Annotated in this window: 23 protein-coding genes and 1 riboswitch; of the genes, 15 read left to right on the top strand and 8 right to left on the bottom strand. The window is 35.4% G+C overall.

Annotated elements, in window-relative coordinates; all coding sequences use genetic code 11:
* Positions 1-55: 55 nt before the first annotated feature.
* Positions 56-808, bottom strand: coding sequence for an RDD family protein (locus IV494_RS12905; RefSeq protein WP_196080549.1), 753 nt, complete (start codon positions 806-808; stop codon positions 56-58).
* A gap of 23 nt (positions 809-831) precedes the next feature.
* On the opposite strand from IV494_RS12905, the gene IV494_RS12910 reads away from it, so the two are divergent.
* The 7 genes from IV494_RS12910 to IV494_RS12940 are packed head-to-tail and all read left to right on the top strand — an operon-like array spanning position 832 to position 7,626.
* Positions 832-1,833 carry a stage II sporulation protein M gene (locus IV494_RS12910; protein ID WP_196080550.1) on the top strand — a complete coding sequence of 334 codons (1,002 nt, stop codon included), beginning with the start codon at positions 832-834 and terminating at the stop codon, positions 1,831-1,833.
* Positions 1,790-2,752 carry a DUF4013 domain-containing protein gene (locus IV494_RS12915; RefSeq protein WP_196080551.1) on the top strand — a complete coding sequence of 321 codons (963 nt, stop codon included), beginning with the start codon at positions 1,790-1,792 and terminating at the stop codon, positions 2,750-2,752. The genes IV494_RS12910 and IV494_RS12915 overlap by 44 nt, the downstream gene beginning before the upstream one ends.
* Positions 2,742-3,524, top strand: a complete 783-nt coding sequence (locus IV494_RS12920; protein ID WP_196080552.1) for a DUF4129 domain-containing protein — start codon at positions 2,742-2,744, stop codon at positions 3,522-3,524. Before IV494_RS12915 ends, IV494_RS12920 begins: the two co-directional genes overlap by 11 nt.
* Before the next feature lie 28 nt (positions 3,525-3,552).
* Positions 3,553-4,710: a DUF4350 domain-containing protein gene (locus IV494_RS12925; protein ID WP_196080553.1), complete on the top strand. Its 1,158-nt coding sequence runs from the start codon at positions 3,553-3,555 to the stop codon at positions 4,708-4,710.
* A 53-nt stretch (positions 4,711-4,763) separates the two neighbouring features.
* A complete protein-coding gene (locus tag IV494_RS12930; RefSeq protein WP_196080792.1) occupies positions 4,764-5,771 on the top strand; it encodes an AAA family ATPase in 1,008 nt (335 codons plus the stop codon).
* A 51-nt stretch (positions 5,772-5,822) separates the two neighbouring features.
* Positions 5,823-7,145 carry a DUF58 domain-containing protein gene (locus IV494_RS12935; protein WP_196080554.1) on the top strand — a complete coding sequence of 441 codons (1,323 nt, stop codon included), beginning with the start codon at positions 5,823-5,825 and terminating at the stop codon, positions 7,143-7,145.
* Between the two features lie 52 nt (positions 7,146-7,197).
* Complete coding sequence (locus tag IV494_RS12940) at positions 7,198-7,626, top strand: OsmC family protein (protein ID WP_196080555.1); 429 nt, start codon at positions 7,198-7,200, stop codon at positions 7,624-7,626.
* A 14-nt stretch (positions 7,627-7,640) separates the two neighbouring features.
* Here the strand turns inward: IV494_RS12940 and IV494_RS12945 are convergent, their stop codons facing one another.
* Positions 7,641-10,262: an MGH1-like glycoside hydrolase domain-containing protein gene (locus tag IV494_RS12945; protein WP_196080556.1), complete on the bottom strand. Its 2,622-nt coding sequence runs from the start codon at positions 10,260-10,262 to the stop codon at positions 7,641-7,643.
* A 111-nt stretch (positions 10,263-10,373) separates the two neighbouring features.
* A riboswitch (SAM riboswitch) is annotated at positions 10,374-10,477 on the top strand.
* A 52-nt stretch (positions 10,478-10,529) separates the two neighbouring features.
* On the opposite strand from IV494_RS12945, the gene IV494_RS12950 reads away from it, so the two are divergent.
* From IV494_RS12950 to metF, 7 genes are all read left to right on the top strand, one after another.
* A complete protein-coding gene (locus IV494_RS12950; RefSeq protein ID WP_230380160.1) occupies positions 10,530-11,480 on the top strand; it encodes an alpha/beta fold hydrolase in 951 nt (316 codons plus the stop codon).
* Complete coding sequence (locus tag IV494_RS12955) at positions 11,470-13,008, top strand: ACT domain-containing protein (protein ID WP_196080557.1); 1,539 nt, start codon at positions 11,470-11,472, stop codon at positions 13,006-13,008. The genes IV494_RS12950 and IV494_RS12955 overlap by 11 nt, the downstream gene beginning before the upstream one ends.
* 2 nt (positions 13,009-13,010) lie before the next feature.
* Entirely contained in the window at positions 13,011-14,180 is a 1,170-nt protein-coding gene (locus tag IV494_RS12960; RefSeq protein WP_196080558.1) for a trans-sulfuration enzyme family protein, read from the top strand.
* Positions 14,181-14,312: 132 nt separating this feature from the next.
* Positions 14,313-15,323, top strand: a complete 1,011-nt coding sequence (locus tag IV494_RS12965) for a homocysteine S-methyltransferase family protein (protein ID WP_196080559.1) — start codon at positions 14,313-14,315, stop codon at positions 15,321-15,323.
* A 194-nt stretch (positions 15,324-15,517) separates the two neighbouring features.
* Positions 15,518-15,970 (top strand): IS200/IS605 family transposase, encoded by a 453-nt coding sequence (gene tnpA / locus IV494_RS12970; protein ID WP_196080560.1) that lies wholly within the window; start codon positions 15,518-15,520, stop codon positions 15,968-15,970.
* Positions 15,971-16,089: 119 nt separating this feature from the next.
* A complete protein-coding gene (gene metH / locus IV494_RS12975; RefSeq protein ID WP_196080561.1) occupies positions 16,090-18,750 on the top strand; it encodes a methionine synthase in 2,661 nt (886 codons plus the stop codon).
* A 326-nt stretch (positions 18,751-19,076) separates the two neighbouring features.
* A complete protein-coding gene (metF, locus tag IV494_RS12980) occupies positions 19,077-20,033 on the top strand; it encodes a methylenetetrahydrofolate reductase [NAD(P)H] (RefSeq protein ID WP_196080562.1) in 957 nt (318 codons plus the stop codon).
* A gap of 70 nt (positions 20,034-20,103) precedes the next feature.
* On the opposite strand, the gene IV494_RS12985 is transcribed toward metF, so the two are convergent.
* The 6 genes from IV494_RS12985 to IV494_RS13010 all read right to left on the bottom strand — a co-directional run bounded on the left by IV494_RS12985 (position 20,104) and on the right by IV494_RS13010 (position 25,386).
* Positions 20,104-20,781, bottom strand: a complete 678-nt coding sequence (locus IV494_RS12985) for a hypothetical protein (RefSeq protein WP_196080563.1) — start codon at positions 20,779-20,781, stop codon at positions 20,104-20,106.
* A 73-nt stretch (positions 20,782-20,854) separates the two neighbouring features.
* Positions 20,855-21,532 carry a hypothetical protein gene (locus tag IV494_RS12990; protein WP_196080564.1) on the bottom strand — a complete coding sequence of 226 codons (678 nt, stop codon included), beginning with the start codon at positions 21,530-21,532 and terminating at the stop codon, positions 20,855-20,857.
* 106 nt (positions 21,533-21,638) lie between these two features.
* Positions 21,639-22,427, bottom strand: a complete 789-nt coding sequence (locus IV494_RS12995) for an SDR family oxidoreductase (RefSeq protein ID WP_196080565.1) — start codon at positions 22,425-22,427, stop codon at positions 21,639-21,641.
* Positions 22,428-22,430: 3 nt separating this feature from the next.
* Positions 22,431-23,666 carry a 3-phosphoshikimate 1-carboxyvinyltransferase gene (locus IV494_RS13000; protein ID WP_196080566.1) on the bottom strand — a complete coding sequence of 412 codons (1,236 nt, stop codon included), beginning with the start codon at positions 23,664-23,666 and terminating at the stop codon, positions 22,431-22,433.
* A 14-nt stretch (positions 23,667-23,680) separates the two neighbouring features.
* Positions 23,681-24,007, bottom strand: coding sequence for a nucleotide pyrophosphohydrolase (locus IV494_RS13005; protein ID WP_196080567.1), 327 nt, complete (start codon positions 24,005-24,007; stop codon positions 23,681-23,683).
* 47 nt (positions 24,008-24,054) lie between these two features.
* A complete protein-coding gene (locus tag IV494_RS13010; RefSeq protein ID WP_230380162.1) occupies positions 24,055-25,386 on the bottom strand; it encodes a hypothetical protein in 1,332 nt (443 codons plus the stop codon).
* 232 nt (positions 25,387-25,618) lie between these two features.
* Here IV494_RS13010 and IV494_RS13015 point away from each other — a divergent pair, with 232 nt between their 5' ends.
* Complete coding sequence (locus tag IV494_RS13015) at positions 25,619-25,870, top strand: type B 50S ribosomal protein L31 (RefSeq protein WP_196080569.1); 252 nt, start codon at positions 25,619-25,621, stop codon at positions 25,868-25,870.
* The last annotated feature ends 102 nt before the right edge of the window (positions 25,871-25,972 follow it).

The following is a 25,972-nucleotide window of genomic DNA, read 5'->3' on the forward strand; positions in this document are numbered from 1 at the left end:
ACAAAAAAGATTGGGAGCGGAAGATGGATGAAGTTGCCCCAAAAAGAATTGAAATTTAAATATCTTTTCCTGTGTAAAAATTGTAATCCTTAATGATGATATCGATGAATCTGCGCTCCGTGAATTTCGTGGGATCAATATCTAACTTTAGAATTTCTTTAATTTTACTCGAAAGTTTTGAAAGGATCTGTCTGTCATCGCTTTTTAGTGCCTTTTGATAATTTTCTTTGATGATTCTCACATCATTATCGGTAAGCGCGATGACTTGTGGAAAAACAGGCAAATAATCTTCTTTTAAATTTTCTAAAATCGTGTGCGAAATGGTAACGTGGTTTTTCAAAGATATGACGGCAGTTCCGGAAGCAATTCCTCCTAAACGCTGATTATTTTTCGATACGATCATGGTGATCAAACCGACCACGCCTGAATTTGAAAACACATCTACCAAGCGGAAAAACCACCGAATTAGATAATCCCCAAATCCAGCCTGAAAACCATCGATCTTTACCACTTTGATCCGCACCACTTTTTTTCCGAAAGTTTGTCCTTCCAAAAGACTTTCGCAAACCAAAGTATAAATATGAATGGGCAAAGTAATGATGATGATCACGGCCATGACAGACCAGTTATCGAGCGTATTAAAAAAAGCCCCAAGATTAAAAACGCGAAAAAATATCAGATAGGTGACCAGTAAATAAGCACCTTTGATGAGCATGTCGATGCCAAAAGCCAATATTCTCTCGCCAACACTCGCGGTATTGAAATTTATATTTACATTTTGTGAAGTATTTATGGCGATCAGCGACATATTTTTATTATTTTAGCTTCCTTATGAGAGAAGTGGCATTCATCAAACAAAATAAAGAAAAATGGTTGGGAATCGAGCAGGTTATCGCAGAAAAATTGAAAAAAAATCCTGATGATCTCTCTTCTTTGTACATTAATCTGGTGAATGATTTGTCTTTTGCACAAACGTATTATCCGAAAAGCAAAACCACAATTTATCTGAACAACCTTTCTTCCCTTATTTTTCAGAAAATTTATAAAACGAAACGGACAGAACAAAACCGCCTCCTGTATTTTTTTAAAACTGAAGTTCCGCTGTTGGTCTATCAGTATCGCAGATATTTATTTTATGCGTTTGGCTTTTTTATATTATTCACTTTAATTGGATTTATTTCCGCGTATTATGATAAGGAATTTGTGAATGTTATTCTGGGAGAAGAATATGTAAACAAAACGATTGAAAACATCAAAAAAGGCAATGCAGTCGGCGTTTATCAGCAAGGTTCTAATTGGGGAAGTACAATTGGAATTACCGTAAATAATCTGAAAGTTGGCGCCATTCTATTTCTTTATGGGGTTTTCGGCGGTGTAGGGACTTTGTATGCTTTGCTCCAGAATTGTATAATGCTTGGTTCGTTTCAATATTTTTTTCACGAACATGGCGCTTTAAAAGACAGTGCAAAAGGAATCTGGCTTCACGGCGTTTTTGAAATTTTCAGCATGGTTGTAGAAACAATGGCGGGATTAATTTTAGGAGCGTCCATTCTTTTCCCAAGAACTTTTTCCAGATTTAATTCCTTTAAATTAGGTTTCAAAGATGCTTTTAAAATATTTCTTAGCACCGTTCCATTTACCATTATGGCAGGAATGATCGAAGGTTATCTGACGAGATATGCCTTGATAATGCCCGGAATTTTAAACTTCATAATGATCTTCGGTGCCTTTGTAATCATTGGTTCCTATTATTTTATTTATCCATATTACATTTCAAAAAAATACCTTAATGATGCAGTTTTATCAGAAACGCGACTTCGGAACGTTCATTAGCGATACTTTTACGTTTTTCAAAGAGAACGGTAAAAACTATTTCAAAAATTATATAATGATCAACGGGATTTTATTAATTCTGATGGTAGTCATTTTTGTATTTGGTTACCGCGAATTATTTTCTCAAATGATGGGTTCAAATATCCAGGGTCAAAATTATTATTTTCAGGCTTATTTCCAGGAAAACAGTGTGGTTTTGACGTTAGTTTCTGCGATCATGTTTATTCTTTTCCTAATGGTAATGATGATTTCCTATTCGTACCCGATTTTATATATGAAAAGATTGACCGAAACCGGAAATAAAAATATTAAAGCGGACGAAATTTTAAGTGATTTAAAAAATAATTCCGGTCGATTTATTAAATTTTTTTTAGGATTGGTTTTTATCGTTATGCCACTCGCCGTGATTCTTTTTGGCATTTCTGCAATGTTAATAATTATCGTCATCGGATTTTTTCTCTTGATATTAATGGGACCAATAATCATGAATGTTGTCAATTTTTTAATGTTCGATTATTTCAACACCAAAAAAGGTTTTTTCGAATCACTCAGTTATGCTGTAAGAGCCCAGTTTTCCTATAAAAATGGCCGCGACAAATCTCCGTTTTGGAAATATTGGGGCTCAACAACGGTGATGTATTTACTGATTCAGACCATAACTTCGGTGTTTGCAATAATTCCACTTATGATTATTTCAGGTGCAATGGTTACAATTCCGCAAAAGGGACCGCAAAACATTATGGAAGGTTCAATGGGAATTTTATTTTTCTCTATTTACGGAGTTTCAATATTAATTTCTTTTTTAATGATCAATGTGATCTTCGTGAACTCCGGTTTGCAATATTATGACAGCAGAACAGATCTTCACCGGAATCTTGATCTTTCCGAAATCGACACGATTGGTACGAATGAAATTTAGAATATTTTTACTTTTTTTACATTTTTCACTCTTCGGGATTTCTCAGAAAATTCCGGAGGCGCCGTTTGCGGTAAAGGTTGATTCATTGGTTTCTTCTTCACCAAAATATCGTGCAGATTCTCTTCTTAAAAAAAATCCTACCACGAATAATGTTGTTTTTCCTAAAAGTTTTGAGGAGAAATTTCAGTCAAAATATAAAGGACCCGATTTCGATTACACGACGATAAAACCAAGAGAATCTTTCTGGCAGAAACTTACAAAGCGAATCAGAAAGTTTCTGGAGTCTATTTTTGGCGAAGTTGATCCGAATAAAGCGTCTTCGTACACCGAAATTATTTTGAGACTTTCAGCCATTGTAATTATTGGTTTTGTGCTTTATTTGTTACTTAAATTTTTGCTGAATAAAGACGGGAATTTCTTTTTTGGGAAGAAGAATAAGAAATTTAATATTGCGAATCAGGATTTACAGGAGAATATTCATGAGATTAATTTTAAAGAATCCATCGAAAAATTTGAGCAGGAAAAAGAGTATCGTTCGGCGATCCGTTATCATTTTCTTTTTGTTTTAAAGAAATTAGCGGATAAAGAACTCATCAATTGGAATCCGGAAAAAACAAATAAAGATTATTTCGGTGAATTAAAAACTGCCGATTTGAAAACCAGTTTTCAGGAATTGAGTTATATTTTCGATTACGTTTGGTATGGAGAATTTGAAGTAAATGAAGAGCGCTACAACCACTTTAAACAAAAGTTTTTACAATTTAAAATATAGTTATTAAGCTGAAGGATTTGCAAAGAATATGAACAAAACAGTCAAATTATACGGTATTATTTTCATCTTCGTGATGTTGATTTTGGCTTTGCTGGAAATCAATAAAACGGAGGTGACGGATTGGCGTAAAAATTTTGATGTGAATCAGAAATCTCCTTTCGGTCTTTTTGTTTTTAATAAAGAAGTAAATCATTTTCTCAATAATGAAGTGAAACGAACGGAACTTTCTCCTTATAATTACTATAAAACCAATAAGGAAAAGCCACACAATATTTTGATCATCCAATCCGAAATCGATTTTGAATCCTGGAAAAAAATACTGGAAACCGTAAAATCAGGTTCAGATGCATTGATCATTGCCGAAGGTTTTCACCCGAAAATTGCTGATTCTAACCACTTTACGCCATCTTACGTAAGTGTTCGAAGTGAGAATGTGTTTAAACTTACCGACGAGAAATTTTCTGCAGATTCTATTAAGATTGATAAGTTACCTGCAAATCAAGGTTTTTCGAGGATTGATAAAAACCACGAGATTTTAGGAAAAGCAGTTCTCGATGGAGGAAAAGTGAATTTTATTAAAGTTAATTTTGGAAAAGGTCATTTGTATCTTCATACCGAACCTTTAATTGTAACCAACTATTATCTCTTAAATCCGGAAAACCAAAAGTATGTTCAAGATGTGTTTTCTTATCTGCCGAAACGGGAAACGGTTTGGTTTACCGAATCTAATAAAGAGTCTACAGAATCGCAATCGCCTTTGAGATTTATTTTATCCAAACCTGCGCTTCGATTTGCGTGGTGGTTATTCTTGGCCGGACTTTTATTATTTGTTATTTTTAATGCGAAAAGAAAACAGCGAATTGTTCCCATCATCGAACCTTTAAAAAATAAATCGGTTGAATTTGTGAAAAGCATCGGAAATCTATATTTACAGGAAGGTGATTTCCACGATATGATGGCGAAAAAAGCACAGTATTTTCTAAATCGTGTACGACTTGATCTCATGATCGATACGCAAAATTTAGATGAAAAATTCGCTCAAACTTTACATTTGAAAACAGGAAAAAGTCTTGAAAAAATTAATGAAGCAATTGATTTCATCAAAAGAGGACAAGATCCTTATGCAAGTGTAATGAAAGAAGATCTGGTGAAAATGAACCGATTGCTCGACGGAATATTAAAGTAAAAAAACACGAATTCATTATATATAAAACGATGAATTCACCTCGAAAAATAAGTATGGAAAATTTTGAAAACCCAAGTTCAGAGCATATAATTCCTGAATTTCAGCCGCGACTTGATATGACGGAACTTCAGCAAAGTCTGGAAGCTGTTAAAGCTGAAATCGGTAAAGTAATTGTCGGTCAGGAATCAATGATTGAACATCTTTTGGTTGCACTTTTATCTAACGGACATGTTTTAATTGAAGGTGTTCCGGGAGTTGCGAAAACGATTACAGCAAAATTATTAGCGAAAACAGTTGATGTTGGATTCAGTAGAATTCAGTTTACACCCGATTTGATGCCTTCAGATATTTTGGGGACTTCCATTTTTAATGTCAAGAATTCTGAATTTGAATTTAAAAAAGGACCCATTTTTTCCAGTTTTATTTTGATTGATGAGATTAACCGATCGCCTGCAAAAACGCAGTCTGCTTTGTTTGAAGTCATGGAAGAACGCCAAATCACGATGGATGGAAAGCAATACGAAATGCAGGAGCCTTTTCTTGTCGTTGCAACTCAAAATCCGATTGAGCATGAAGGAACGTATCGTCTTCCGGAAGCGCAACTCGACCGTTTTCTCTTTAAGATAAATGTGGGTTATCCGAATCTTTTGCAGGAAGTTCAAATTATTAAAAATCAACACGCAAACAGGTTAGAAGATAAAACCGATGCAGTTCACAGCGTAATTTCTGGTGTTCAGCTCAAAAACTACCAGCAGATTGTAAAAAACATTCTTGTAGAACCTCAATTGCTGGAATATATTGCAAAAATCATTGTTAATACAAGAGAAAATCAATTCCTTTATTTGGGAGCTTCTCCACGAGCAAGTTTGGCTTTGTTGACGGCGTCGAAATCGTTTGCTGCCATTCGGGGAAGAGATTTTGTAACTCCGGAAGATATTAAAGAAGCGAGTTACGCCGTTCTGCGCCACAGAATTATGGTTTCGCCTGAACGAGAGATGGAAGGTTTGACCGCAGATGAAATCATTCGACAAATATTGGAAGCGATTGAAATTCCGAGATAGAAAAATAAGCAATAAGTAATTGGTAATGAGCAATTATTTAAAGCAATCTATATGAAAAATTTATACCTCAATAACCGTTTTTTCTTCACACTTTTCGGCGTGGGAATTACTTATGTTCTGGCTTTTTTCTTTCCGGTTTTAATGGGAGTGGCGCACGGGTTTTTGATTTTAGTTTTTTTAGCATTTACCGTTGATTACTTGCTTTTATTCAATCAGAAAAATGCAGTTCAGGCACAAAGAATTTTACCTGAAAAATTATCGAATGGCGATCAAAATTCAATAAAAATTGATCTAAAAAATAATTATCCTTTTCAAATTAAAACCAAAGTGATTGATGAAATTCCTTTTCAGTTTCAAAAGAGGGATTTTAATATTGAAAGAATCATTAAACCTAAAAACAATGTTCTTTTCGAATATATTTTAGAACCGAAAGAACGCGGCGAATATAGTTTTGGGAATTTGAATATTTTTGCACAATCAACTTTAGGATTTGTTTCCCGACGTTTTACCTTTCAAAAAGATGCTTTGGTACCGAGTTATCCGTCATTTATTCATTTAAGAAAATATGAATTAATGGCACTTCAAAATGAATTCCTTTTGGGCGGAATTAAAAAAATCCGAAAGTTGGGACATACCATGGAATTTGAGCAAATCAAAGAATATGTTCCCGGCGACGATGTGCGAACGATCAACTGGAAAGCGACTTCGAAGAGAAATCAATTGATGGTGAATCAGTTTCAGGACGAAAAATCGCAGCGAATTTTTATGCTCATCGATATTGGCAGAACCATGCAAATGCCTTTCAATGGTTTGAGTCTACTCGATTATTCCATCAATGCAACGATGGCTTTGAGTCATATTATCCTGAAAAAAAATGATCGCGCCGGAATGATGACTTTTTCTAAAAAGGCTGAAAATAAAGTCGCCGCAGATAATAAATCTGGACAGCTGAAAAAGATTTCGCAAGCACTTTATAATATTCAGACCAATTTTTTCGAAAGTGATTTTAGCAGATTGTATCAGGAAGTGAGATTTAATATTGGACAACGAAGTTTGATCTTGCTTTTCACCAATTTTGAAACTTTAGATGCGGTAAACCGACAAATGAGATATCTTCGTGGAATCGCCAAGAATCATTTATTAGTCATTATTTTCTTTAAAAATTCTGAACTCCAAAGTTTAATGAATACCAATCCGGAAAATATTCAGGAAGTTTACGATGAAATTATTGCAGAGAAATTTGAGTACGAAAAGAAATTAATTATTCAGGAATTAAAGAAATTTGGGATATATACCATTTATACGCTTCCCGAAAATTTAAATCTGGAAGTCATTAATAAGTATCTGGAAATAAAAGCAAGAGGAATTTTATAATTAAAATCCTCAAATTAAACTTTTAAACGTATCATCTTTTAAAATATACAATATGAAAATTACCCTCAATAGAATCAACGACGATTATTTATTTGAATGTAAAAATTCTATTGGGAACTCCATCCTTTTAGATAATATTTCCCAATCAGAAGGAACAAAAGCCGTTTCTCCCATGGAATCTCTATTAATGGCAGTTGCCGGTTGCAGCGGAATCGACATGGTTTCCATCATGAAAAAACAAAGACAGGAACTTACCAATTTTTCTGCAGAAGCCGAAGGGGAAAGAGTTCAGATGGATGAAGCAAAACCTTTTAAAACCATCAATGTAAAATTCTTTTTGGAAGGGAAAATCGATCCGAAAAAAGCCCAGAAAGCTGCAGAACTTTCCTTTGAAAAATACTGTTCGGTTTCCAAAACTTTAGAACCAAATGTAACGGTTAATTATGAGGTTTTTGTGAATGGAGAGAAAGTAGGCGTTTAAATCTATAAAAATATTTATTTTGGTCTCGAACCCATTCTTGGTTGAATAAGTTTCGCAATCGTCGCCGTCCATCCTGTTTGGTGAGATGCGCCGATTCCTTCACCCGTATCACCATTGAAATATTCGTGAAACATGATGTAGTTTTTGAAGAATTCATTGTGATTTAAAAATTCGTTTCCACCGTTGAAAGGTCTGTTGCCGTTTTCATCTTTACTAAAAATGGAGTAGAGTCGCTGACTCAGATCATCCGCTATAAATTCCAGATTTCTCACTTTTCCACTGTTTGTCGGATATTCGATTTGAACACTGTCACCATAATAATAATGAAAACGCTGCAAACTTTCCACAATCAGGAAATTAATGGGAAACCAAATAGGACCGCGCCAGTTGCTGTTTCCGCCAAACATGCTGCTGTCGCTTTCTGCGGGAGTATATTTCACGATGAAATCTTTGCCATCGACTGAGAATTTAAAAGGATCTTTTTCGTAAACTTTCGACATCGATCTAATTCCGTAATCGGAGAGAAATTCGTTTTCATCGACCATTCGTTCCAAAATTCTTTTCAGCCTGTTTTTCCGAAGAATGCTCATCAAATGTTTTCTGCTTTTACCTTCTACTTCCCAGTGTGAAACTAAATTAGCGAGTTCGGGTTTGTTTTTCAGGATCCATTCCATTCTTTCGGTGAAAGCGGGGAGTTTTTCCAATACGGAATGTTCAATCACTTCTACAGCGAACATCGGTATTAAACCAACAATGCTTCTTAATTTCAATGAAACGGCATCACCATTATTGAGTTGAAGAACGTCGTAGAAAAAACCATCTTCGTCGTTCCATAAACCTTTGCTAGGATCTCCAAGATTTTCCATGGCTTCGGCGATATAAAGATAATGTTCGAAAAATTTGATCGCCATATCTTCATAAATTGGATTGTATAAAGCGAGCTCCATAGAAATCCGCATCATATTTAATGCAAACATCGCCATCCAACTTGTTCCGTCGGCTTGTTCTAAATGGTCACCATTTTTAAACTCCATATTTCGGTCAAAAGCGCCGATGTTATCAAGTCCGAGGAAACCGCCACCAAAAACATTATTTCCGTTCTTATCTTTTCGGTTGACCCACCAGGTGAAATTTAATAATAGTTTTTGAAAAACGCTTTCCAGAAAAGGAATGTCGGGTTTTCCATTTAACTTCTCATCAATTTTGAATACCCGGAAAGTAGACCACGCATGAACCGGCGGATTTACATCGCTGAAATCCCACTCATAAGCCGGAAGTTGACCATTGGGATGAATGTACCATTCTTTCGTCAGTAATTTGAGCTGATGTTTTGCAAACCCCGAATCAATAATGGCGTACGGAACACAGTGAAATGCGAGATCCCAGGTTGCGAACCACGGATATTCCCACTTATCCGGCATCGAAATAATGTCTTTATTCTGCATGTGTTCCCAACCAACATTTCGAACATGCTTGTCTAAATCTCTCGGCGCTTCCAGTTTCGGATCACCTTTCATCCATTTTGAAACGTTATAATGATAGAATTGTTTATTCCACAAAAGTCCGGCAAAAGCTTGTCTTTGAATGTTTTTTTCCTCCTCGTCGCTAAGATCTTTTTGAAGCGTTGCGTAAAATTCTTCGGCTTCACTTTTTCTTAAACTAAAAACTTCGTCGAAGTCAAAAAAAGCATTTTCCATATCGTGTGGACTCAATCTGAAATCAAAAGTTTGAGAGTCACCCGCTTCTATTTCTGTGTCGATAACGAAACATGCTTTAGTTCCGTTTTTCTCAGGATTCACAGCATCTTCATCATTGTGAACCAGAAAATTATTGATGCCATCTTTATAATATTTTGGGTCGCTGCTCGCACCTTCAATCTTAGCCGGATTGCTTTCGTTATTACAAAAGAGTGTTTCTGTATTTTGCTCTCTTGAATATAATTTTATAACTGGTAAAGACTCATGATGAATTTCAATATCGCCACTTACCGAAGATTTTAGTTGAGGCTCATATTCTCCATGACCCCAACTCCAGTTGTTTCTGAACCAAATGGTTGGCAGAATGAACAAAGGAGCTTTTGCCTCACTTCTATTGATCGCAGTTACACGAATAAGATAATCATCATGATTTATTTTCGCATATTCAATGAAAATATCAAAATAGTTGTTGTCATTAAAAATCCCGGTATCAATCAACTCAAATTCAGGATCTTGCTTTGTTCTCTTTCCATTTTCCGCAATTAATTCATCGTACGGAAATTCATTTACAGGATATTTATAAACCAATTTCATGTAGGAATGAGTTGGCGTATTGTCGAGTTCGTAGTAAATTTCTTTTAGATCTTCGCCGTGATTTCCCTCATAATTGCTTAATCCGAAAAAGCGTTCCTTGATCATTTTATCTTTTCGATTCCAGAAAGAGAATGCAAAACATAAGCGTTGTTTACTGTCACAAATTCCTGCAATACCATCTTCACTCCACCGATAAGCTCTGCTGATCGCGTCGTTGTAGGTCGTGTAACCCCATGCATTTCCGTTTGGGCTGTAATCTTCGCGCACCGTTCCCCATTGTCTGTTGCTCACATAAGGTCCCCATTTTTTCCAGTCACTGTCGAGCATTCTTTCTCTTTCTGTCATTTTACCTAAAATTTCTTCTGCAAAATTAAGGAATAAAAATAATTCAAAAGTTTGTGAGTAATCATTTTAATTCCTTCCTTTGCAACAGATTAGTTCATTTACATATTGAAAATGTTATCAAGAAAGGTGGAGAGATAAGACTCTATGAAACCTTGGCAACCCTTCGGAAACGGAGAAGGTGCTACATTCTTACCCAATTTGGGTGAAGATAACAGAAACTTTTTTACCCTTCTCAGGTAGCATTTTCAATTTTAATTTTAAGAAAAATTGAAAACACCGCTACAACATATCAAACTCAAAAATCAACATTTAGTATCAGGAAAAATCCTCGATATTGATTTGTCTTATCAAATTTTCGGACCACCATTACATTCGGCTCCGATTATTTTGGTGAATCATGCATTGACTGGAAACTCTGAAGTTGCTGGTGAAAATGGTTGGTGGAATTCATTAATTGGAGATGATAAAATTATTGACACAAAAATTTATTCTGCCATTTGCTTTAATATTCCCGGAAATGGTTTCGATGGAAATCTCATCGCTGAAGAAAATGTTTTCACGACAAAAGACATCGCCAATATTTTTTTGAAAGGTCTCGAATTTCTCAATATTCCTAAACTTTATACGCTAATTGGTGGTTCAATTGGTGGCGCGATCGGTTGGGAAATGATTGCAATTAAATCTGATTTAACTGATCATTTTATTCCTATTGCTTGCGATTATAAAACTTCTGACTGGTTGCATGCTCAATGTTTGGTTCAGCAATTTCTTTTAGACCAAAAAGAAGAGCCTTTGCAGAAAGCAAGATTGCATGCGATGTTATGCTATCGAACTCCCGAATCTCTCAATCACCGCTTCAAAAACGAATTTGATACTGAAAAGCAAATTCTAAAATCGCACGACTGGCTTAATTTCCATGGAAAATTGTTAAGCGAAAGATTTAGTTTAAGTTCTTACCGTTTGATGAATAATTTACTCATGTCGATTAATGCAGCTCCCGAAAAACTAAAAAATATCAAGGCCAATATTCATTTCATCGCAGTAGATTCTGATTTGTTTTTCCCAGCGTTTGAAATGAAAAATTGCTATCAATTTTTAAAGAGTAATAAACAAAATGTTTTCTATCACGAAATTAAATCCATTCACGGCCACGATGCTTTTTTAATGGAATACGATCAACTTAATTACTTACTAAATAATATCTTCAATGAAAAATAGAACGGAAATAAAAATTTTAAAACATAAATCCATTATCAAATTTGAAGGAAAGAATTTCTTAGGTGAAGTTGGGATTGACGGCCGAATTTTTAAAGCTTTGACGTATGCAAGAATCAGCGTAGGTGTTATTTCTCAACAAGCTGCAGAAAACGGAATTTCAGTTTTAGTCAACGAAAGTGATTCTGAAAAAGCCGTAAATTGTTTGATCGATGAATTTGAAAACGAAAGAAAATCGGGTAAGGTCAGTCAGATCTACAGTATTAATAATGTTTCAGTGATGGGATTTGTCACGAAGGATTCAACCAAAATATTGTCAGAATTAGCGAGGAATAATATATTTCCTTTGATCTTAAATCAAGTTGCAGCAGAAAATAAAATGAATATCGTGGTGACTTCTTCCCAAGATGAAAAAGCCAAAAACATTATCGAAGCGGAAATTTTCGCTAGACCGAAAACTGTTCATCTAGCCATCATCGGTCACGGAAAAGTGGGTTCTACTTTAATTGATCAGGTTTTAAATAATGCGGTAGAAATTCGAAACCGTAAAAAATTAAATCTGAAAATTGTCGCCGTTGCAAATTCAAGAAAAATGGCTTTTAATAAAGAGGGTTTTAATGAAAGTTGGTCCGATGATATTTTGGTCGCGGAAGAAGAAACTAATGTAGAATCACTCATTTCCTTTTCTCAAAAAAATCAGTTAGAAAACTTGATCGTCATCGATAATACAGCCAGTGTAGATTTTGTAAAAAATTACACCACTCTGGCAGAAAATGGTTTCGATTTGGTTTCCTCCAATAAAATTTTTAACACATTACCTATTTCTGAATATCGCGATTTTCGACATGTTTTAGCAAAGAGAAATAAAAAATATCTCTATGAAACTAATGTTGGAGCAGGTTTGCCTTTAATTGATACGATAAAATTGCTTCATCTGTCAGGAGAAAATATTACCAGAATTAAAGGGGTTTTTTCCGGCTCCCTCAGTTATATTTTTAATAATTTTTCAGTGCGTGATGAGAAATTTTCTACGATTTTAAAAGAAGCCATGCAAAAAGGTTTCACAGAACCTGATCCTCGTGAAGATCTTTCCGGAAATGATGTCGCGAGAAAATTGTTAATTCTTGCCAGAGAACTCGATTTGAGCAATGAATTCAGCGATATTAAAATTGAAAATTTAATTCCAGAAGATTTATTAAAATTAAATAAAGACCCATTTATTTCAAGTTTAAATCTTTTAGATGAACATTTTGACGCGGTTAAAAAAAATCAAAAAGAAAATCACGTTCTGCGTTTCGTGGGAGATTTACACGGCGATCTCCAACAAGAAAAAGGCGAACTCGATGTACAATTAGTTTCCGTTCCTGCCAATTCTGCACTGGGACAATTAAAAGGATCAGATTCGATTTTCGAAATCTACACTGAAAGTTATGGCGAAAATCCACTTGTGATCATGGGAGCTGGAGCAGGAGCAAAAGTAACTGCAAGAGGAGTTTTCGGAGATATTTTAAGACTTTCAGAAAATAAATAATTATGGAAAATCAATATTTAAATTTCGAAACTCAAGCAGTTCGAATTCAGTCAGAACGTTCGCATTTCGATGAACATTCTACGCCACTTTATCTAACTTCAAGTTTTGTATTTCAGGATGCCGAAGATATGCGCGCAAGTTTTGCCGAAGAAAAACAGAAAAATATTTACAGCCGATTTTCCAATCCAAATGTGAATGAATTTACCGAAAAAATGGTTCAATTGGAAGGTGCAGAAGATGGATATTCTTTTGCTACAGGAATGGCTGCAATCTTTTCGACGTTTGGAGCGCTCCTAAATTCTGGCGATCATATTTTAAGTTGCCGCGCCGTTTTCGGTTCTACACATACACTTTTCACGAAATATTTCCCGAAATGGAATATTGAAACCACTTATTTTGAAGCCAACGAAACTGATCTTGAAAAATATGTAAAACCCTCAACCAAAATCCTTTACATCGAAACGCCGACCAATCCCGCGATCGAAGTTTTAGATTTAGAATTATTAGGGAAATTTGCAAAAAAGCACAATCTGATTTTCATCGTAGATAATTGTTTTGCAACACCTTATTTGCAACAACCCATAAAATTCGGCGCCGATTTGGTCATTCATTCCGCCACGAAATTAATCGATGGTCAAGGGCGAGTTATGGGTGGCGTTACCGTTGGAAAAAAGGAATTAATTAGGGAGATTTACCTTTTCGCCCGAAATACGGGACCTGCAATGTCGCCTTTCAATGCTTGGGTTTTGAGTAAAAGCTTAGAAACTTTAGCGGTTCGCGTCGACAAACATTGCGAAAATGCTTTAAAAGTTGCGGAGTTTTTAGAAACCCATCCAAATTTTTCTTTAGTAAAATATCCCTTTTTAAAATCTCATCCCAATTACGAAACTGCCAAAAATCAAATGAAAGCAGGTGGTAATATCGTCGCTTTCGAAGTAAAAGGCGGCATCGAAGCCGGCCGAAATTTCCTCAATAAAATAAAAATGTGTTCCCTTTCCGCCAATCTCGGCGACACCCGCACAATTGTCACGCATCCCGCTTCTACGACGCATTCTAAGCTTTCCGAAGCCGAGAGAAATCAAGTCGGAATTACTGCAGGATTGGTGCGCTGTTCCGTTGGTTTAGAACATATTGATGATATAATTAATGATCTAAAACAAGCTTTAGATTAGAATGATTTTGGCAGACATTTCCGCCCTCCATTCCCGCTTTTTTGCTTCCACTTTGTTCCAGCAAAAAGAGCTCCACTCAGGTCGGGCTGCAATAAGTTTCTAATAATGGATACTTTAGTTAAAAATAAAAAAATGAAAAACACCTCAGAATTATATAAAGCGCTAAACGAAAGAATTCTCGTCCTCGACGGCGCGATGGGAACAATGCTGCAACGCTACAATTTCACGGAAGAAGATTACCGTGGCGAAAGATTCAAAGATTGGCAATATTCATTAAAGGGAAATAACGATTTGCTTTCATTAACGCAACCAGGCGCCATTGAAGAAGTTCACCGTAAATATTTAGAAGCCGATGCAGATATCATCGAAACCAATAGTTTTTCCGGAACAACTATCGCAATGGCAGATTACCACATGGAAGAATTGGTTTACGAACTCAATTTTGAATCCGCCAAAATCGCGAGAAAAGTGTGCGACGAATTCACCGCAAAAAATCCAGCGAAACCAAGATTCGTTGCAGGTTCTATCGGTCCAACCAACAGAACGGCAAGTTTAAGCCCGGATGTGAATGATCCGGGATTTCGGGCAATTACTTTTGATCAATTGAGAATTGCTTACAAACAACAGGCAGAAGCTTTACTAGATGGAGGTTCAGATATTCTTCTCGTTGAAACAATTTTCGATACTTTAAATGCAAAAGCCGCCCTTTTCGCGATTGATGAAATTCAGGAAGAAAGAAATATTCAAATTCCAATTATGGTTTCCGGAACAATTACCGATGCTTCCGGACGAACTTTGAGCGGACAAACCGCAGAAGCATTTCTCATTTCGATCTCGCATTTAAATCTTTTAAGTGTCGGATTAAATTGCGCTTTAGGAGCAAAACAGTTAACACCGTATTTAGAAACATTATCCAAGAATTCAGACTTCTTTATTTCCGCTTATCCAAATGCAGGACTTCCAAATGCTTTCGGTCAATATGATGAAAGTCCAGAATTTATGGCAGAACAAATTCGCGAATATGCAGATAAAGGATTGATCAATATTATTGGTGGTTGTTGCGGAACGACGCCGCCTCACATTAAAGCAATTGCAGATTTGGTGAAAGATTATGAACCGAGAAAAATCAGTATAAAATCTTAGATAAGTAAATATTTAATTTAACAATAAAGCAATAAAGCAATAAAGCAATAAGGCCATAAAGCCACGAAGTGGCGAAATCAAAAGCATTTGGTAAGCGTAGCGCAGCCCAATGAAAATTAAATAGAGATAACGAACAGGTCTGAAAGACCGCAATCAAATTTACCCGATGAAATATTAAAATAAAATCATACGACATGTCACAATCCCTAAACAAAATATATGTGCATTTGGTTTTTTCCACCAAACATAGAGAACCTCTAATTACAGAAGCAATACAAGAAGAGTTGTGTAATTATTTAGGCGGTATTTGCAAAAATTTAGAATGCAATCCAATTCAAGTCGGTGGTTACAGAGATCACGTTCATATCTTATGTTTATTATCGAAGAAAATTACTTTAATGAAATTGATTGAAGAAGTAAAATCTCATTCTTCAAAATGGATTAAAATAAAAGGTAAGGAATTCGAAAATTTCTATTGGCAAAATGGTTATGGTGCTTTTTCTGTAAACCCAACGGAAATAGAAGTAGTGAAAAATTATATTATCAACCAGGAAGAACATCACAAAAGGAAATCATTTCAAGAAGAATTTTTAGGATTTATAAAGAAATATAATATTGAATATGATGAAAGATATATTTGGGATTGATAATAATGTGAAATTGATTGCGCCCTTTCAGGGCTTTGATTCATATTCCATATACAACATTGGGCTTCACCCAATGCTAATGATTGCGCCACTTCGTGGCTTTAAAACAGATTAAAAAAATGAAATATTTAAAATTATCAGGTTTAGAACCTTTAATTATAACACCGGAATCCAATTTTATTAATATTGGGGAAAGAACAAATGTTGCGGGTTCTAAGAAATTTCTTCGACTAATTAAAGAAGGCAACTATTCCGAAGCACTTGATATCGCACGAAATCAAGTTGAAGGTGGTGCGCAAATTTTAGATGTTAATTTCGATGATGGATTGCTTGATGGAAAATTTGCCATGGTGAAATTCCTGAATTTAATTGCATCTGAACCCGATATTTCCCGCATTCCAATTATGATCGATTCCTCCAAATGGGAAATTTTGGAAGCTGGTTTGCAAGTCGTTCAGGGAAAATGTGTAGTGAATTCCATCAGCTTAAAAGAAGGTGAAAAAGAATTTATCGATCATGCGAAGAAAATAAAGAGATATGGTGCAGCAGTCATTGTAATGGCTTTTGATGAAAATGGTCAAGCCGATAATTTTGAGAGAAGGATAGAAATCTGCAAAAGATCCTATGATATTTTAGTCAATCAAGTACATTTTGCTTCTGAAGATATTATTTTCGATCTCAATATTTTCCCTGTAGCAACCGGAATGGATGAACACCGGAGAAACGCAATAGATTTCATTGAAGCTACAAAATGGGTTCGGGAAAATTTGCCAAATGTTTCAGTGAGTGGCGGAGTTTCCAATGTTTCTTTTTCATTTAGAGGAAATGATAATGTTCGGGAAGCGATGCATTCCGTTTTTCTTTATCACGCCATAAAAGCTGGAATGAATATGGGAATCGTCAATCCGACGATGTTGGAAGTGTATGATGAAATTCCAAAAGAATTGTTGGAGTTGGTTGAAGATGTCATGTTGGATCGCAGAGAGGACGCAACTGAGAGACTTCTTGATTATTCTGAAAGAGTAAAATCAACCAAAAAAGAATTTGTAGAAGAATTAGAATGGCGAAAAGAAACTTTGCAAAACAGAATTACGCATGCTTTGGTGAAAGGAACGGATCGGTTTATTATTGAAGATGTAGAAGAAGCAAGATCTCTTTCCAAACGACCTTTAGATGTTATTGAACTCAATTTAATGACCGGAATGGGCGTTGTCGGTGATTTGTTTGGCAGCGGAAAAATGTTTTTGCCACAAGTTGTAAAATCTGCGCGAGTAATGAAAAAAGCCGTCGCTTATTTGCAACCTTACATCGAAGCCGAAAAAGATGAAAAGCAAAAACCAAACGGAAAAATTCTCATGGCAACCGTAAAAGGCGATGTTCACGATATTGGAAAAAATATTGTAAGTGTGGTTTTGGGTTGCAACAATTATGAAATCATCGATTTGGGCGTGATGGTTCCGGCGGAAAAAATTATTCAGGCAGCAATCGATCATCAGGTTGATGTGATCGGTTTGAGCGGATTAATCACGCCAAGTCTAGATGAAATGGTTCATGTTGCAGATGAATTGCAAAGAAAAAATTTAAATTTCCCTTTATTAATTGGAGGCGCCACGACTTCAAAGGCACATACTGCGGTGAAAATTTTTCCAAAATACGGACATACGGTTGTTCATGTGAATGACGCGTCCAGAGCAGTTGGCGTGGTTTCTCAATTGCTTGATCACAATAATGTTCAGTATAAAGCTGATCTTAAAATTGACTATGAAGATTTCCGTCAGAAATTTTTAGATCGTCAAATTGAAAAAGTTTATTTGACTATTGAAGAAGCTAGAAAACAAAATTTCACCATTGATTGGGCAAATGAAAATATTTCAAAACCGAAATTCCTAGGAATTAAGGTAATTGAAAATCAAGATTTAAGAGAATTGTTAGATTTTATGGATTGGTCACCGTTTTTCCGAAGTTGGGAATTGCACGGAAAATTTCCGCAGATTTTAACTGATGAGGTTGTTGGTGAACAAGCGACAGAATTATTTAATGAAGCAAAAGTTTTACTCGATAAAATTCTCGATGAAAAACTATTTACTGCAAAAGGAATTTTTGGAATTTTTCCAGCAAATTCTAATGAGCAAGATGATGTTTTGGTTTATAATGAAGAAGGAAATGAACTGGCAAAATTCCATACTTTGAGACAACAACTGAAAAAATCTGCGGGAAAAGAATATTTAGCTTTAAGTGATTTTATCGCTCCAAAATCTTCGGGTAAACAGGATTATGTCGGAGCTTTTGCCGTTACAACAGGTTTTGGAACGGAAGAGCTAGCTAAAAAATATTATGATGAAGGCGATGATTACAACGCGATTATTGTAAAAGCTTTGGCAGATCGCCTCGCAGAAGCTTTTGCTGAATTTTTACATTACAAAGTTCGTACAGAATTTTGGGGTTATGCCGAAGATGAAAATTTAGAAAATGAAGATCTGATCGCTGAAAAATATTTAGGAATTCGTCCTGCTCCAGGTTATCCTGCTTGTCCGGATCATTTGGAAAAACAAACTATATGGGATCTTTTGAAGGTGAAAGAAAATATCGGTTTAGAACTGACAGAAAGTTTAGCAATGTTTCCAACTGCGGCCGTTTCCGGATATTATTTTGGAAATCCGAAAGCGAAATATTTTGGGGTAGGAAAAATAAAAGAAGATCAGTTGAAAGATTATGCTGAAAGAAAAGGAGTTGATCTGGAATTCGCCAGAAAATGGCTGAGTCCGAATCTAGCAGATTAGAAAAGCCACGAAGTGGCGCTATCAAAAGCAATGGGTGAAGCCCATTGGAAAAAAAATTAAAATCCATCGCGAAGCCCTGAAAGGGCGCAATCAATTATCAATAATGAATCATCAAAAAATAAACGCGGAATCTTCTAAATTGATACAAAACTGATTGAAAAACCGAATCTGCAGCCCGACTTGAGTGGAGCTCTTTTTTCTTGTAGGCTGAGCAGAGCCGAAGCCTACAAGAAAAAAAGCGGGAACGGAAGGCGGAAATGTCTGCCCCAAAAAATATTGAAAATTAAAGTGAGATTGTTTCGAAAACCCAACAATGACAATAAACTATGAAAATCACAGAACATATAAAAAACGCAAACGGAAAAACTTTATTTTCCCTCGAAGTCGTGCCGCCACAAAAAGGAATCGGCATCGAGGATTTGTACAAAAATATTGATCCTTTGATGGAATTTAAACCGCCGTTTATCGATGTAACGACTTCTCGCGAGGAATATATTTATCTGGATAAAGGAAATGGTTTGATGGAGCGGAAAATTACGAGAATGCGTCCCGGAACTTTAGGGATTTGTTCTGCAATTCAGCATAAATACAATGTTGATACGGTTCCGCATGTTTTGTGTGGTGGTTTTACGCAGGAAGAAACCGAATATCTTTTGGTCGACTGTATGTATCTCGGAATCGAAAATGTGATGGCTTTGCGCGGTGATGCGATGAAAGGACAGCAATATTTTGAGCCAACTTCTGGCGGTCATAAAAATGCGATGGATCTAGTTCATCAAATGAATGATTTGGGTCGCGGAAAATATTTGCACGATGAAAATATTCTGGATGAAAATAATAAATTATGTATTGGTGTCGCGGGTTATCCGGAGAAACATATTGAAGCGCCGTCCATGAATTATGATTTAAAATGGCTGAAAGAAAAAGTCGATGCAGGAGCTGATTATGTGGTGACACAAATGTTTTTCGATAATAAAAAATTTGTTGAATTTGTGAAACAAGCACGTGAGATTGGAATTACCGTTCCGATTATTCCGGGAATTAAACCGATTGCGACGAAAAGTCATCTGCAAATGTTGCCCAAGGTTTTTAAAATTGATTTACCGGAAGATTTAATTTCGGCGGTAGAAAATGCCAAAGATAATAAAGCCGTAAATCAAATTGGAATTGAGTGGACTATTAACCAATGTCGAGAATTATTGGATTTTGGGGTTCCGGTTTTGCATTTCTATTCGATGGGAAAAAGCGATAATATCAAGAAAATTGCTGCAGAACTTTTTTAATCTGAGCGTTTTTTACAAGAAAAAGCCACGTTTCAGGTTTTGAAACGTGACTTTATTATTTTAGCAAATTTTATTGATTTAAGAAGGATCCTAACTTTGTGAGATCTTCCTCCTTGTTCAATTTGATGTTATGTTTATCGATAAAATCGGTAATTTCTTTTGCTTTCTCTGGGAAATGATTTGCTAACTCCTTCGCACTTTTATTAATTTTAAAGAAACCGTTTTCTGTTCTGATAAAATACAAAGGTTTCTGTGGAATAAATGTAGCTGGACTCCCAGCGATCATAGAATTCGGAGCCGGTTCAGCCGGTTGATATTTGGTAATTACTTTCTTTAGAATTCGGTATTTTCCATCAGATAGTTCAAAAAAATAGCCGGAATATAAATCATCTGTTTTTACGAAAACTAATTTTTCTTTCGTAGTTGTAAAAGTTAAATACGGATTGGAGTCGTCTTTTGGAAGCTGATAAACATCTTCATTGTTCACAATTTCTACGGTATCTAAAAAACTGTTGTATCGAATAGGGGCGGAAGTTGATGTGTCACCGATCCGTGCATTGATAAATTCTGGATAATAATAAGGAATGCCTTTGATGTCAGAATATTTAATTTTAGTCGAGCCATTATTTTGTTCATCGATCAGTTTACCGAATTTTGCGGTTCTGGAAATTTCACCCAAACTGATCTGTTGAGCTTGTAAACCAACCATTACAGAAAGAAGAAAAATAGAACTAAAAATAGTTTTCATAACGTAATAAGCATTTTTATTTTTAAAAAGATCACCTTTAAAATGAAAAGGTTAGAATAATACGATTCAATTTTTAATTAGAAGTGTTGAGAAAATTGACCAGTCTTGTAAGATCAGAATCCTCATTAAATTTGATTTTGTTTTTCTTCACGAAATCTGTAATTGCATCTTTTTTATCAGGCATTGCAGTCACTAAATCTTTCACATTTTTAGTCAGTTTAATAACGTCAGTCTCTGTTTTGATGTAATACACAGGATTTAAATTCTCAAATCTTGGGAGAATTGCCGGCGTAAAAGAATTTACTGCAGGAGAACCTTCTCGAAATTCAGCTTTCATCTTTTTGAGCAACGTATATTTCCCTTTTGCCAGTTCAAAATAATAGCCTTGTGGAATATTGCCAGTTGTAACATAAACAAGTACAGCGCTCGGATTTAAGAAAGAAATTCGGCCATATTTTTGAGATTTGGGCAGCTCGAAAATATCGTCGTTATTCTGTAATTCTACCGTATCGGTGTAGGTATTATATCTTGCTTTGATCAAACTCGTAGCGTTTTCAATATTCGCAGAAACGAAATTCTTTGCAAAATAAGCATTGCCCTCGATGTCTGCGTAAACCAATGCTAAGCCTTTCGGAGCATTTACGCGGTCTATAAATTTATTAAACCGTACCGCTTCATTAAAATAATTTGCCTGCGCACTCAGACTAATTGCAGTAAATAAGGTAAGTGCTATTGTTGCTAATGATTTCATAGTTTGCATTTCTTTTTTGTAAATATACATTTTAAAGCGAAAACCGAAAAATTATGTTAACTAACATTCGATTATGATCTTATTTGATGATTTAATGGACAAAAAGTTAATTGAGGTTATTGTATTTCTTCATTAATTTCTCATAAAAAGTTTGCGACAAAAGCCATTTTAGAGGCACAGCAATTTTTTGTCCGAATTTCCCAAAGTAATAGTGAACCTTCCAGTTTTTTTTAGCCAATAGTTTTTCGATGTATGCTGCAACTTCCTCAGGTTCGCTACCTTCATCGACGTGCGAGTTCATCAATTTATAAACTTTCTCGAAAGTTTTTTGGTATGGTTCAGAAACTTTAGTTTTCACCCGATTTTCTGCAATATTGGTCTTAATGTCGCCTAAATGTAAAGCGCAGATCTCAATATTCCAGGGAGAAACTTCGTAACGAATTGCTTCTGTTACTTTATCCAAAGCAGATTTTGAGGCTGAATAAAATCCTCGAAAAGGCAGTCCCATTTCTGAACCAATGCTGGAAATATTGATGATTTTTCCAGATTTCTGTTCCCTCATTTTTGGTAAAACTGCCGTCATCATTTGTACAGAACCAACCAGATTGAGATTAAATAATTTCAGAATTTCCTCCTGCGAAGAATCTTCTACAGCTCCAACCATTCCGATTCCGGCATTGTTAATGAGTACATCGATCCTATTTTCGGTTTTTAAAATTTCCGAAATAGCGTTTTGAACCTGATCGTTATCGGTGATATCAGTAAGAATGGTTTTGAAATGTTCAGAACTTGCGGGTTTTCTGCTCAGTCCAAAAACCTGATGCCCTTTTTTTCCAAAATATTCAGCCAAAGCAAAACCGATTCCGCTAGAAGTTCCTGTAATAATGATCGTCATTTTTTAATCTAATTTTTCTAAGATCTTGTCAAAATCTTCCCAGAAATCAGGATATGATTTTTTAACAACATCTTCGTTTTCAATGTTTAAACTTTTAATCAGGCAAAATGGTGCGAAACTCATCGCCATTCTGTGATCGTTGTAAGTTGCGATGGAAATGCTTTCGTTTGCCTCAAAAAATTTCTGTGAAGTAATAGAATCATCGGTGATTTCTGCAATGCATCCTATTTTAAACAGTTCGTTTTTTAAAGCTAAAAGTCGGTCGGTTTCTTTTACTTTTAATGTTGATAAGCCTGTAATTTCAAACGGAATATTCATGGCAGTCGCCGTAACACAGATGGTTTGCGCAATATCCGGACAATCATTCATGTCTAAAATAATTTTTTCGGGATAATTAAAATAATTTTCCGGGAAAAGGGAGATCTTCGATTCGGCACCTTCTGAGATGGTATTAACTCCGAAATATTTCCAGTAAATTTCCCGTAAAACAGAATCGCCCTGCAAAGAGTAAGGTTTAAAATATTTCAAATTAATGGTGTCTCGAGCGATCGCCGCAACCGAGTAAAAATAGGAAGCAGAACTCCAGTCACTTTCCACCACGAAGGGAGTAATTTGGGAGTTTCTCATCGGATTCTGCATATCAGGAAAAATCTGAATGGTGTTTTCTTCCCATTGATAAGAAATTCCTATGGTTCTCAAAATTTTCAGAGTCATTTCGAGATAAGGTTTTGAAGTCACTTTTCCTACCAGATTTATTTCTAAACCATTTTCTAATTTTGCACCTATTAACATTAATGAAGAAATAAACTGACTTGAAATATGCGCAGGAATCGTCACGGAACTTTTTTCAAATTTTTTACCCGTGATTTTCAACGGCGGAAATCCTTCATTTTCAAGGTACGTAATTTCAGCGCCTAAATCCCGCAAAGCATCAACTAAAAATTGGATCGGGCGTTGTTTCATGCGGTCAGAACCAGTCAGTATAACCGTTTTCCCTTCCTGAATTGCGTAATATGAAGTTAGAAACCGCATCGCAGTTCCAGCGTGATGAATGTCGACAATTTCTGAATCACTGTCAAGTGCATGTTGTAAAAGTTGAGTATCTTCAGAATTGGACAGATTCTCAATAATTATATTTTCAAACAACTTATTCAAAATCAACAAACGATTCGAAATGCTTTTCGAACCGCTGATTTCTAGGGTTTTATTTCCTAATAATTTAGATTTTTCTAATAACATTTAATAATTTAAATTTATTTCAGTTTTTCATTATTTTGGTGGCGGTCTTTATCCCGATCTGTTTTCAGCTTCATTTTTTTATCAAATGCTTCCTGAAGGTTTGTACCGGTTTGGTTCGCTAAACATAGCGTGACAAATAAAACGTCGGCTAATTCTTCGCCGAGATCTTTGGTTTTATCAGATTCTTTTTCGCTTTGTTCACCGTATCTTCTAGCGATAATTCGCGCAACTTCCCCAACTTCTTCGGTCAACATCGCCATATTGGTCAGTTCATTAAAATAGCGAACACCAACTGTTTTGATCCACTCATCGACTTCATTTTGAAGTTTAGTAATTTCCATATTCACGAATTAGTTGTTTCCGAAAGTCAAGATTGAAGCTGGAGATTTTATTGGTAAGCTCCGATTGTTGGTGGATTTGTTCTGGTAACTCCTGCAATATCGGTTGGGAATCCTGATAAAATAGCGCCTTTTCCTTTCGCCGGTGAATCAGCTTTTACTCTCAAATTTAATTTTTGAGTAAAATAATTTTCAAATTTCGGATCTTGATTTTTAATCGTTGCTGCATCTACCGTATAAGTTGAAGTGCTTCCGTATTTTAGTAAACAGTTTTGAAATGTAGTTGTAAAAGGTTGTCCAGATGTTTGTTTAAATACGATGGAGTTATCCTTACTTCCATAAATAATAGAATTCTTAATAGTAAGCATTAATGAGCCTTGCTCAATCGAAGTTCCATTATCATATTCATTGGTTGCATAAATTCCCAGTGAAGGAAGAGAATTATTGAAATCCCAGTAATTTGCCAGTGTTGAATGAGTGATATTATAAATTCCCCCTTTAAAAATTCCTAAATCAGCTTCTCCACAATTATTCATGACTAAATTTGAAGCGGTAATAGTCGATTTCACGGCAAAAATTCCATATTCCTGGTGGGTGTGAATAATAGAGTTGGTAATGTTCGCAGTCGTCTCTTTCATTTCTAAACCTCTGGTCCCGCCGAAAACTCTGGCATAATTCATATTTAATCTTGAACCAACATCGAAAGAGATTCCTTGCCAGTTTTTAGGAATGGTATCGTATTTTGTTTCACTTCTGTCGCCACGAAACACAACCTCATTATTTAATTCTCCTTTAACATTCAATTCTGCATTTTTACCAATTTTCAAAGCAGCATTTTTAAAGAAATACACTTTCGTTCCTTTCTGAATGTCTAGTTTTTTGTTCGCATCTAATTTCAGATTCCCAAAAATAATTTTTGCTTTTTCGTTCGTCCAGTTGGTGTCGGTTGTTAAAATATTCGGATTGGTTTTACTTTCGATATAGAATTCGGCATCCTGAACCACAGAAAATAAGGTTACATGTTGTTTTCCAGCTGGAGTTTCAACGTTGATCTGGTCTTCAGCAATCGCTTGCGGAGCGTTTGCAATCGGCGCAATTTCTACAAAAATATAAAGACTGTCTTTTTTTCTCAGAGGAATATTGGTAAAATTGGTCCCTGCTTTTCCATCGACGTTGATTCTGTATAGCGAAGCATTTCCGCTTCCGAGTGAAATTTTTGGAATCATAACGTCTTTATCTTCGTTATTATAAATTTTCACTGCATACGTTTCAGAACGAACCTGGTTATAAACAGTATCGCAAAAAACAGTATCTGCAGAAAAACGAAGGAGTTGAGTTGGACTATCGAAACTGATATCATCTCTGTTACAGCTTACTGCCATTAGAAGAATCCAAAATGAGGCTCCAAGTAAAAGTTTAAATTTATTCATCGATATATAAAATAGGTAGAAGTTTCAAATTTAATTAAAATTGTCGAACATAAAAATTTAAAAATTATCCTTGTAGGTATTTGGAGATTGAAAAAATATTTGTACTTTTGCGGTCTAAAATTTAGCAGAGGAATATCCATTACTACTTTCTGAAGCAAGACTCTAATTTATTAAAATTTTTATTATGAAAAACGGAATTCACCCGGAAAACTATAGACTTGTTGTTTTCAAAGATATGAGTAACGACGAGACTTTTCTTTGCAAATCTACTGCAGATACAAAAGATACAATCGAATTTGAAGGATCTACGTATCCTTTGATCAAAATGGAGATCTCTTCAACTTCTCACCCTTTCTACACAGGAAAAGTGAAATTAGTTGATACAGCAGGTCGAGTTGACAAATTCATGAACAAATACAAAAAATTCGCACAATAATCAGTCGGGTTTTTACGAATATTTAAAGTCTTTCAGGTTTTCTGAAAGACTTTTTTTATTGTAAATTCGCTTGATAATAGAGGTTAGATCTTAGAAAAACTA

It is taken from the genome of Kaistella gelatinilytica, assembly GCF_015679325.1.
GTDB lineage: Bacteria > Bacteroidota > Bacteroidia > Flavobacteriales > Weeksellaceae > Kaistella > Kaistella gelatinilytica.

Coding starts and splice junctions, on each gene's coding strand:
- IV494_RS12905 (WP_196080549.1), bottom strand. CDS start 808: ATGTCGCTGATCGCCATAAATACTTCACAAAATGTAAATATAAATTTC.
- IV494_RS12910 (WP_196080550.1), top strand. CDS start 832: ATGAGAGAAGTGGCATTCATCAAACAAAATAAAGAAAAATGGTTGGGA.
- IV494_RS12915 (WP_196080551.1), top strand. CDS start 1,790: ATGATGCAGTTTTATCAGAAACGCGACTTCGGAACGTTCATTAGCGAT.
- IV494_RS12920 (WP_196080552.1), top strand. CDS start 2,742: ATGAAATTTAGAATATTTTTACTTTTTTTACATTTTTCACTCTTCGGG.
- IV494_RS12925 (WP_196080553.1), top strand. CDS start 3,553: ATGAACAAAACAGTCAAATTATACGGTATTATTTTCATCTTCGTGATG.
- IV494_RS12930 (WP_196080792.1), top strand. CDS start 4,764: ATGGAAAATTTTGAAAACCCAAGTTCAGAGCATATAATTCCTGAATTT.
- IV494_RS12935 (WP_196080554.1), top strand. CDS start 5,823: ATGAAAAATTTATACCTCAATAACCGTTTTTTCTTCACACTTTTCGGC.
- IV494_RS12940 (WP_196080555.1), top strand. CDS start 7,198: ATGAAAATTACCCTCAATAGAATCAACGACGATTATTTATTTGAATGT.
- IV494_RS12945 (WP_196080556.1), bottom strand. CDS start 10,262: ATGACAGAAAGAGAAAGAATGCTCGACAGTGACTGGAAAAAATGGGGA.
- IV494_RS12955 (WP_196080557.1), top strand. CDS start 11,470: ATGAAAAATAGAACGGAAATAAAAATTTTAAAACATAAATCCATTATC.
- IV494_RS12960 (WP_196080558.1), top strand. CDS start 13,011: ATGGAAAATCAATATTTAAATTTCGAAACTCAAGCAGTTCGAATTCAG.
- IV494_RS12965 (WP_196080559.1), top strand. CDS start 14,313: ATGAAAAACACCTCAGAATTATATAAAGCGCTAAACGAAAGAATTCTC.
- tnpA (WP_196080560.1), top strand. CDS start 15,518: ATGTCACAATCCCTAAACAAAATATATGTGCATTTGGTTTTTTCCACC.
- metH (WP_196080561.1), top strand. CDS start 16,090: ATGAAATATTTAAAATTATCAGGTTTAGAACCTTTAATTATAACACCG.
- metF (WP_196080562.1), top strand. CDS start 19,077: ATGAAAATCACAGAACATATAAAAAACGCAAACGGAAAAACTTTATTT.
- IV494_RS12985 (WP_196080563.1), bottom strand. CDS start 20,781: ATGAAAACTATTTTTAGTTCTATTTTTCTTCTTTCTGTAATGGTTGGT.
- IV494_RS12990 (WP_196080564.1), bottom strand. CDS start 21,532: ATGAAATCATTAGCAACAATAGCACTTACCTTATTTACTGCAATTAGT.
- IV494_RS12995 (WP_196080565.1), bottom strand. CDS start 22,427: ATGACGATCATTATTACAGGAACTTCTAGCGGAATCGGTTTTGCTTTG.
- IV494_RS13000 (WP_196080566.1), bottom strand. CDS start 23,666: ATGTTATTAGAAAAATCTAAATTATTAGGAAATAAAACCCTAGAAATC.
- IV494_RS13005 (WP_196080567.1), bottom strand. CDS start 24,007: ATGGAAATTACTAAACTTCAAAATGAAGTCGATGAGTGGATCAAAACA.
- IV494_RS13010 (WP_230380162.1), bottom strand. CDS start 25,386: ATGGCAGTAAGCTGTAACAGAGATGATATCAGTTTCGATAGTCCAACT.
- IV494_RS13015 (WP_196080569.1), top strand. CDS start 25,619: ATGAAAAACGGAATTCACCCGGAAAACTATAGACTTGTTGTTTTCAAA.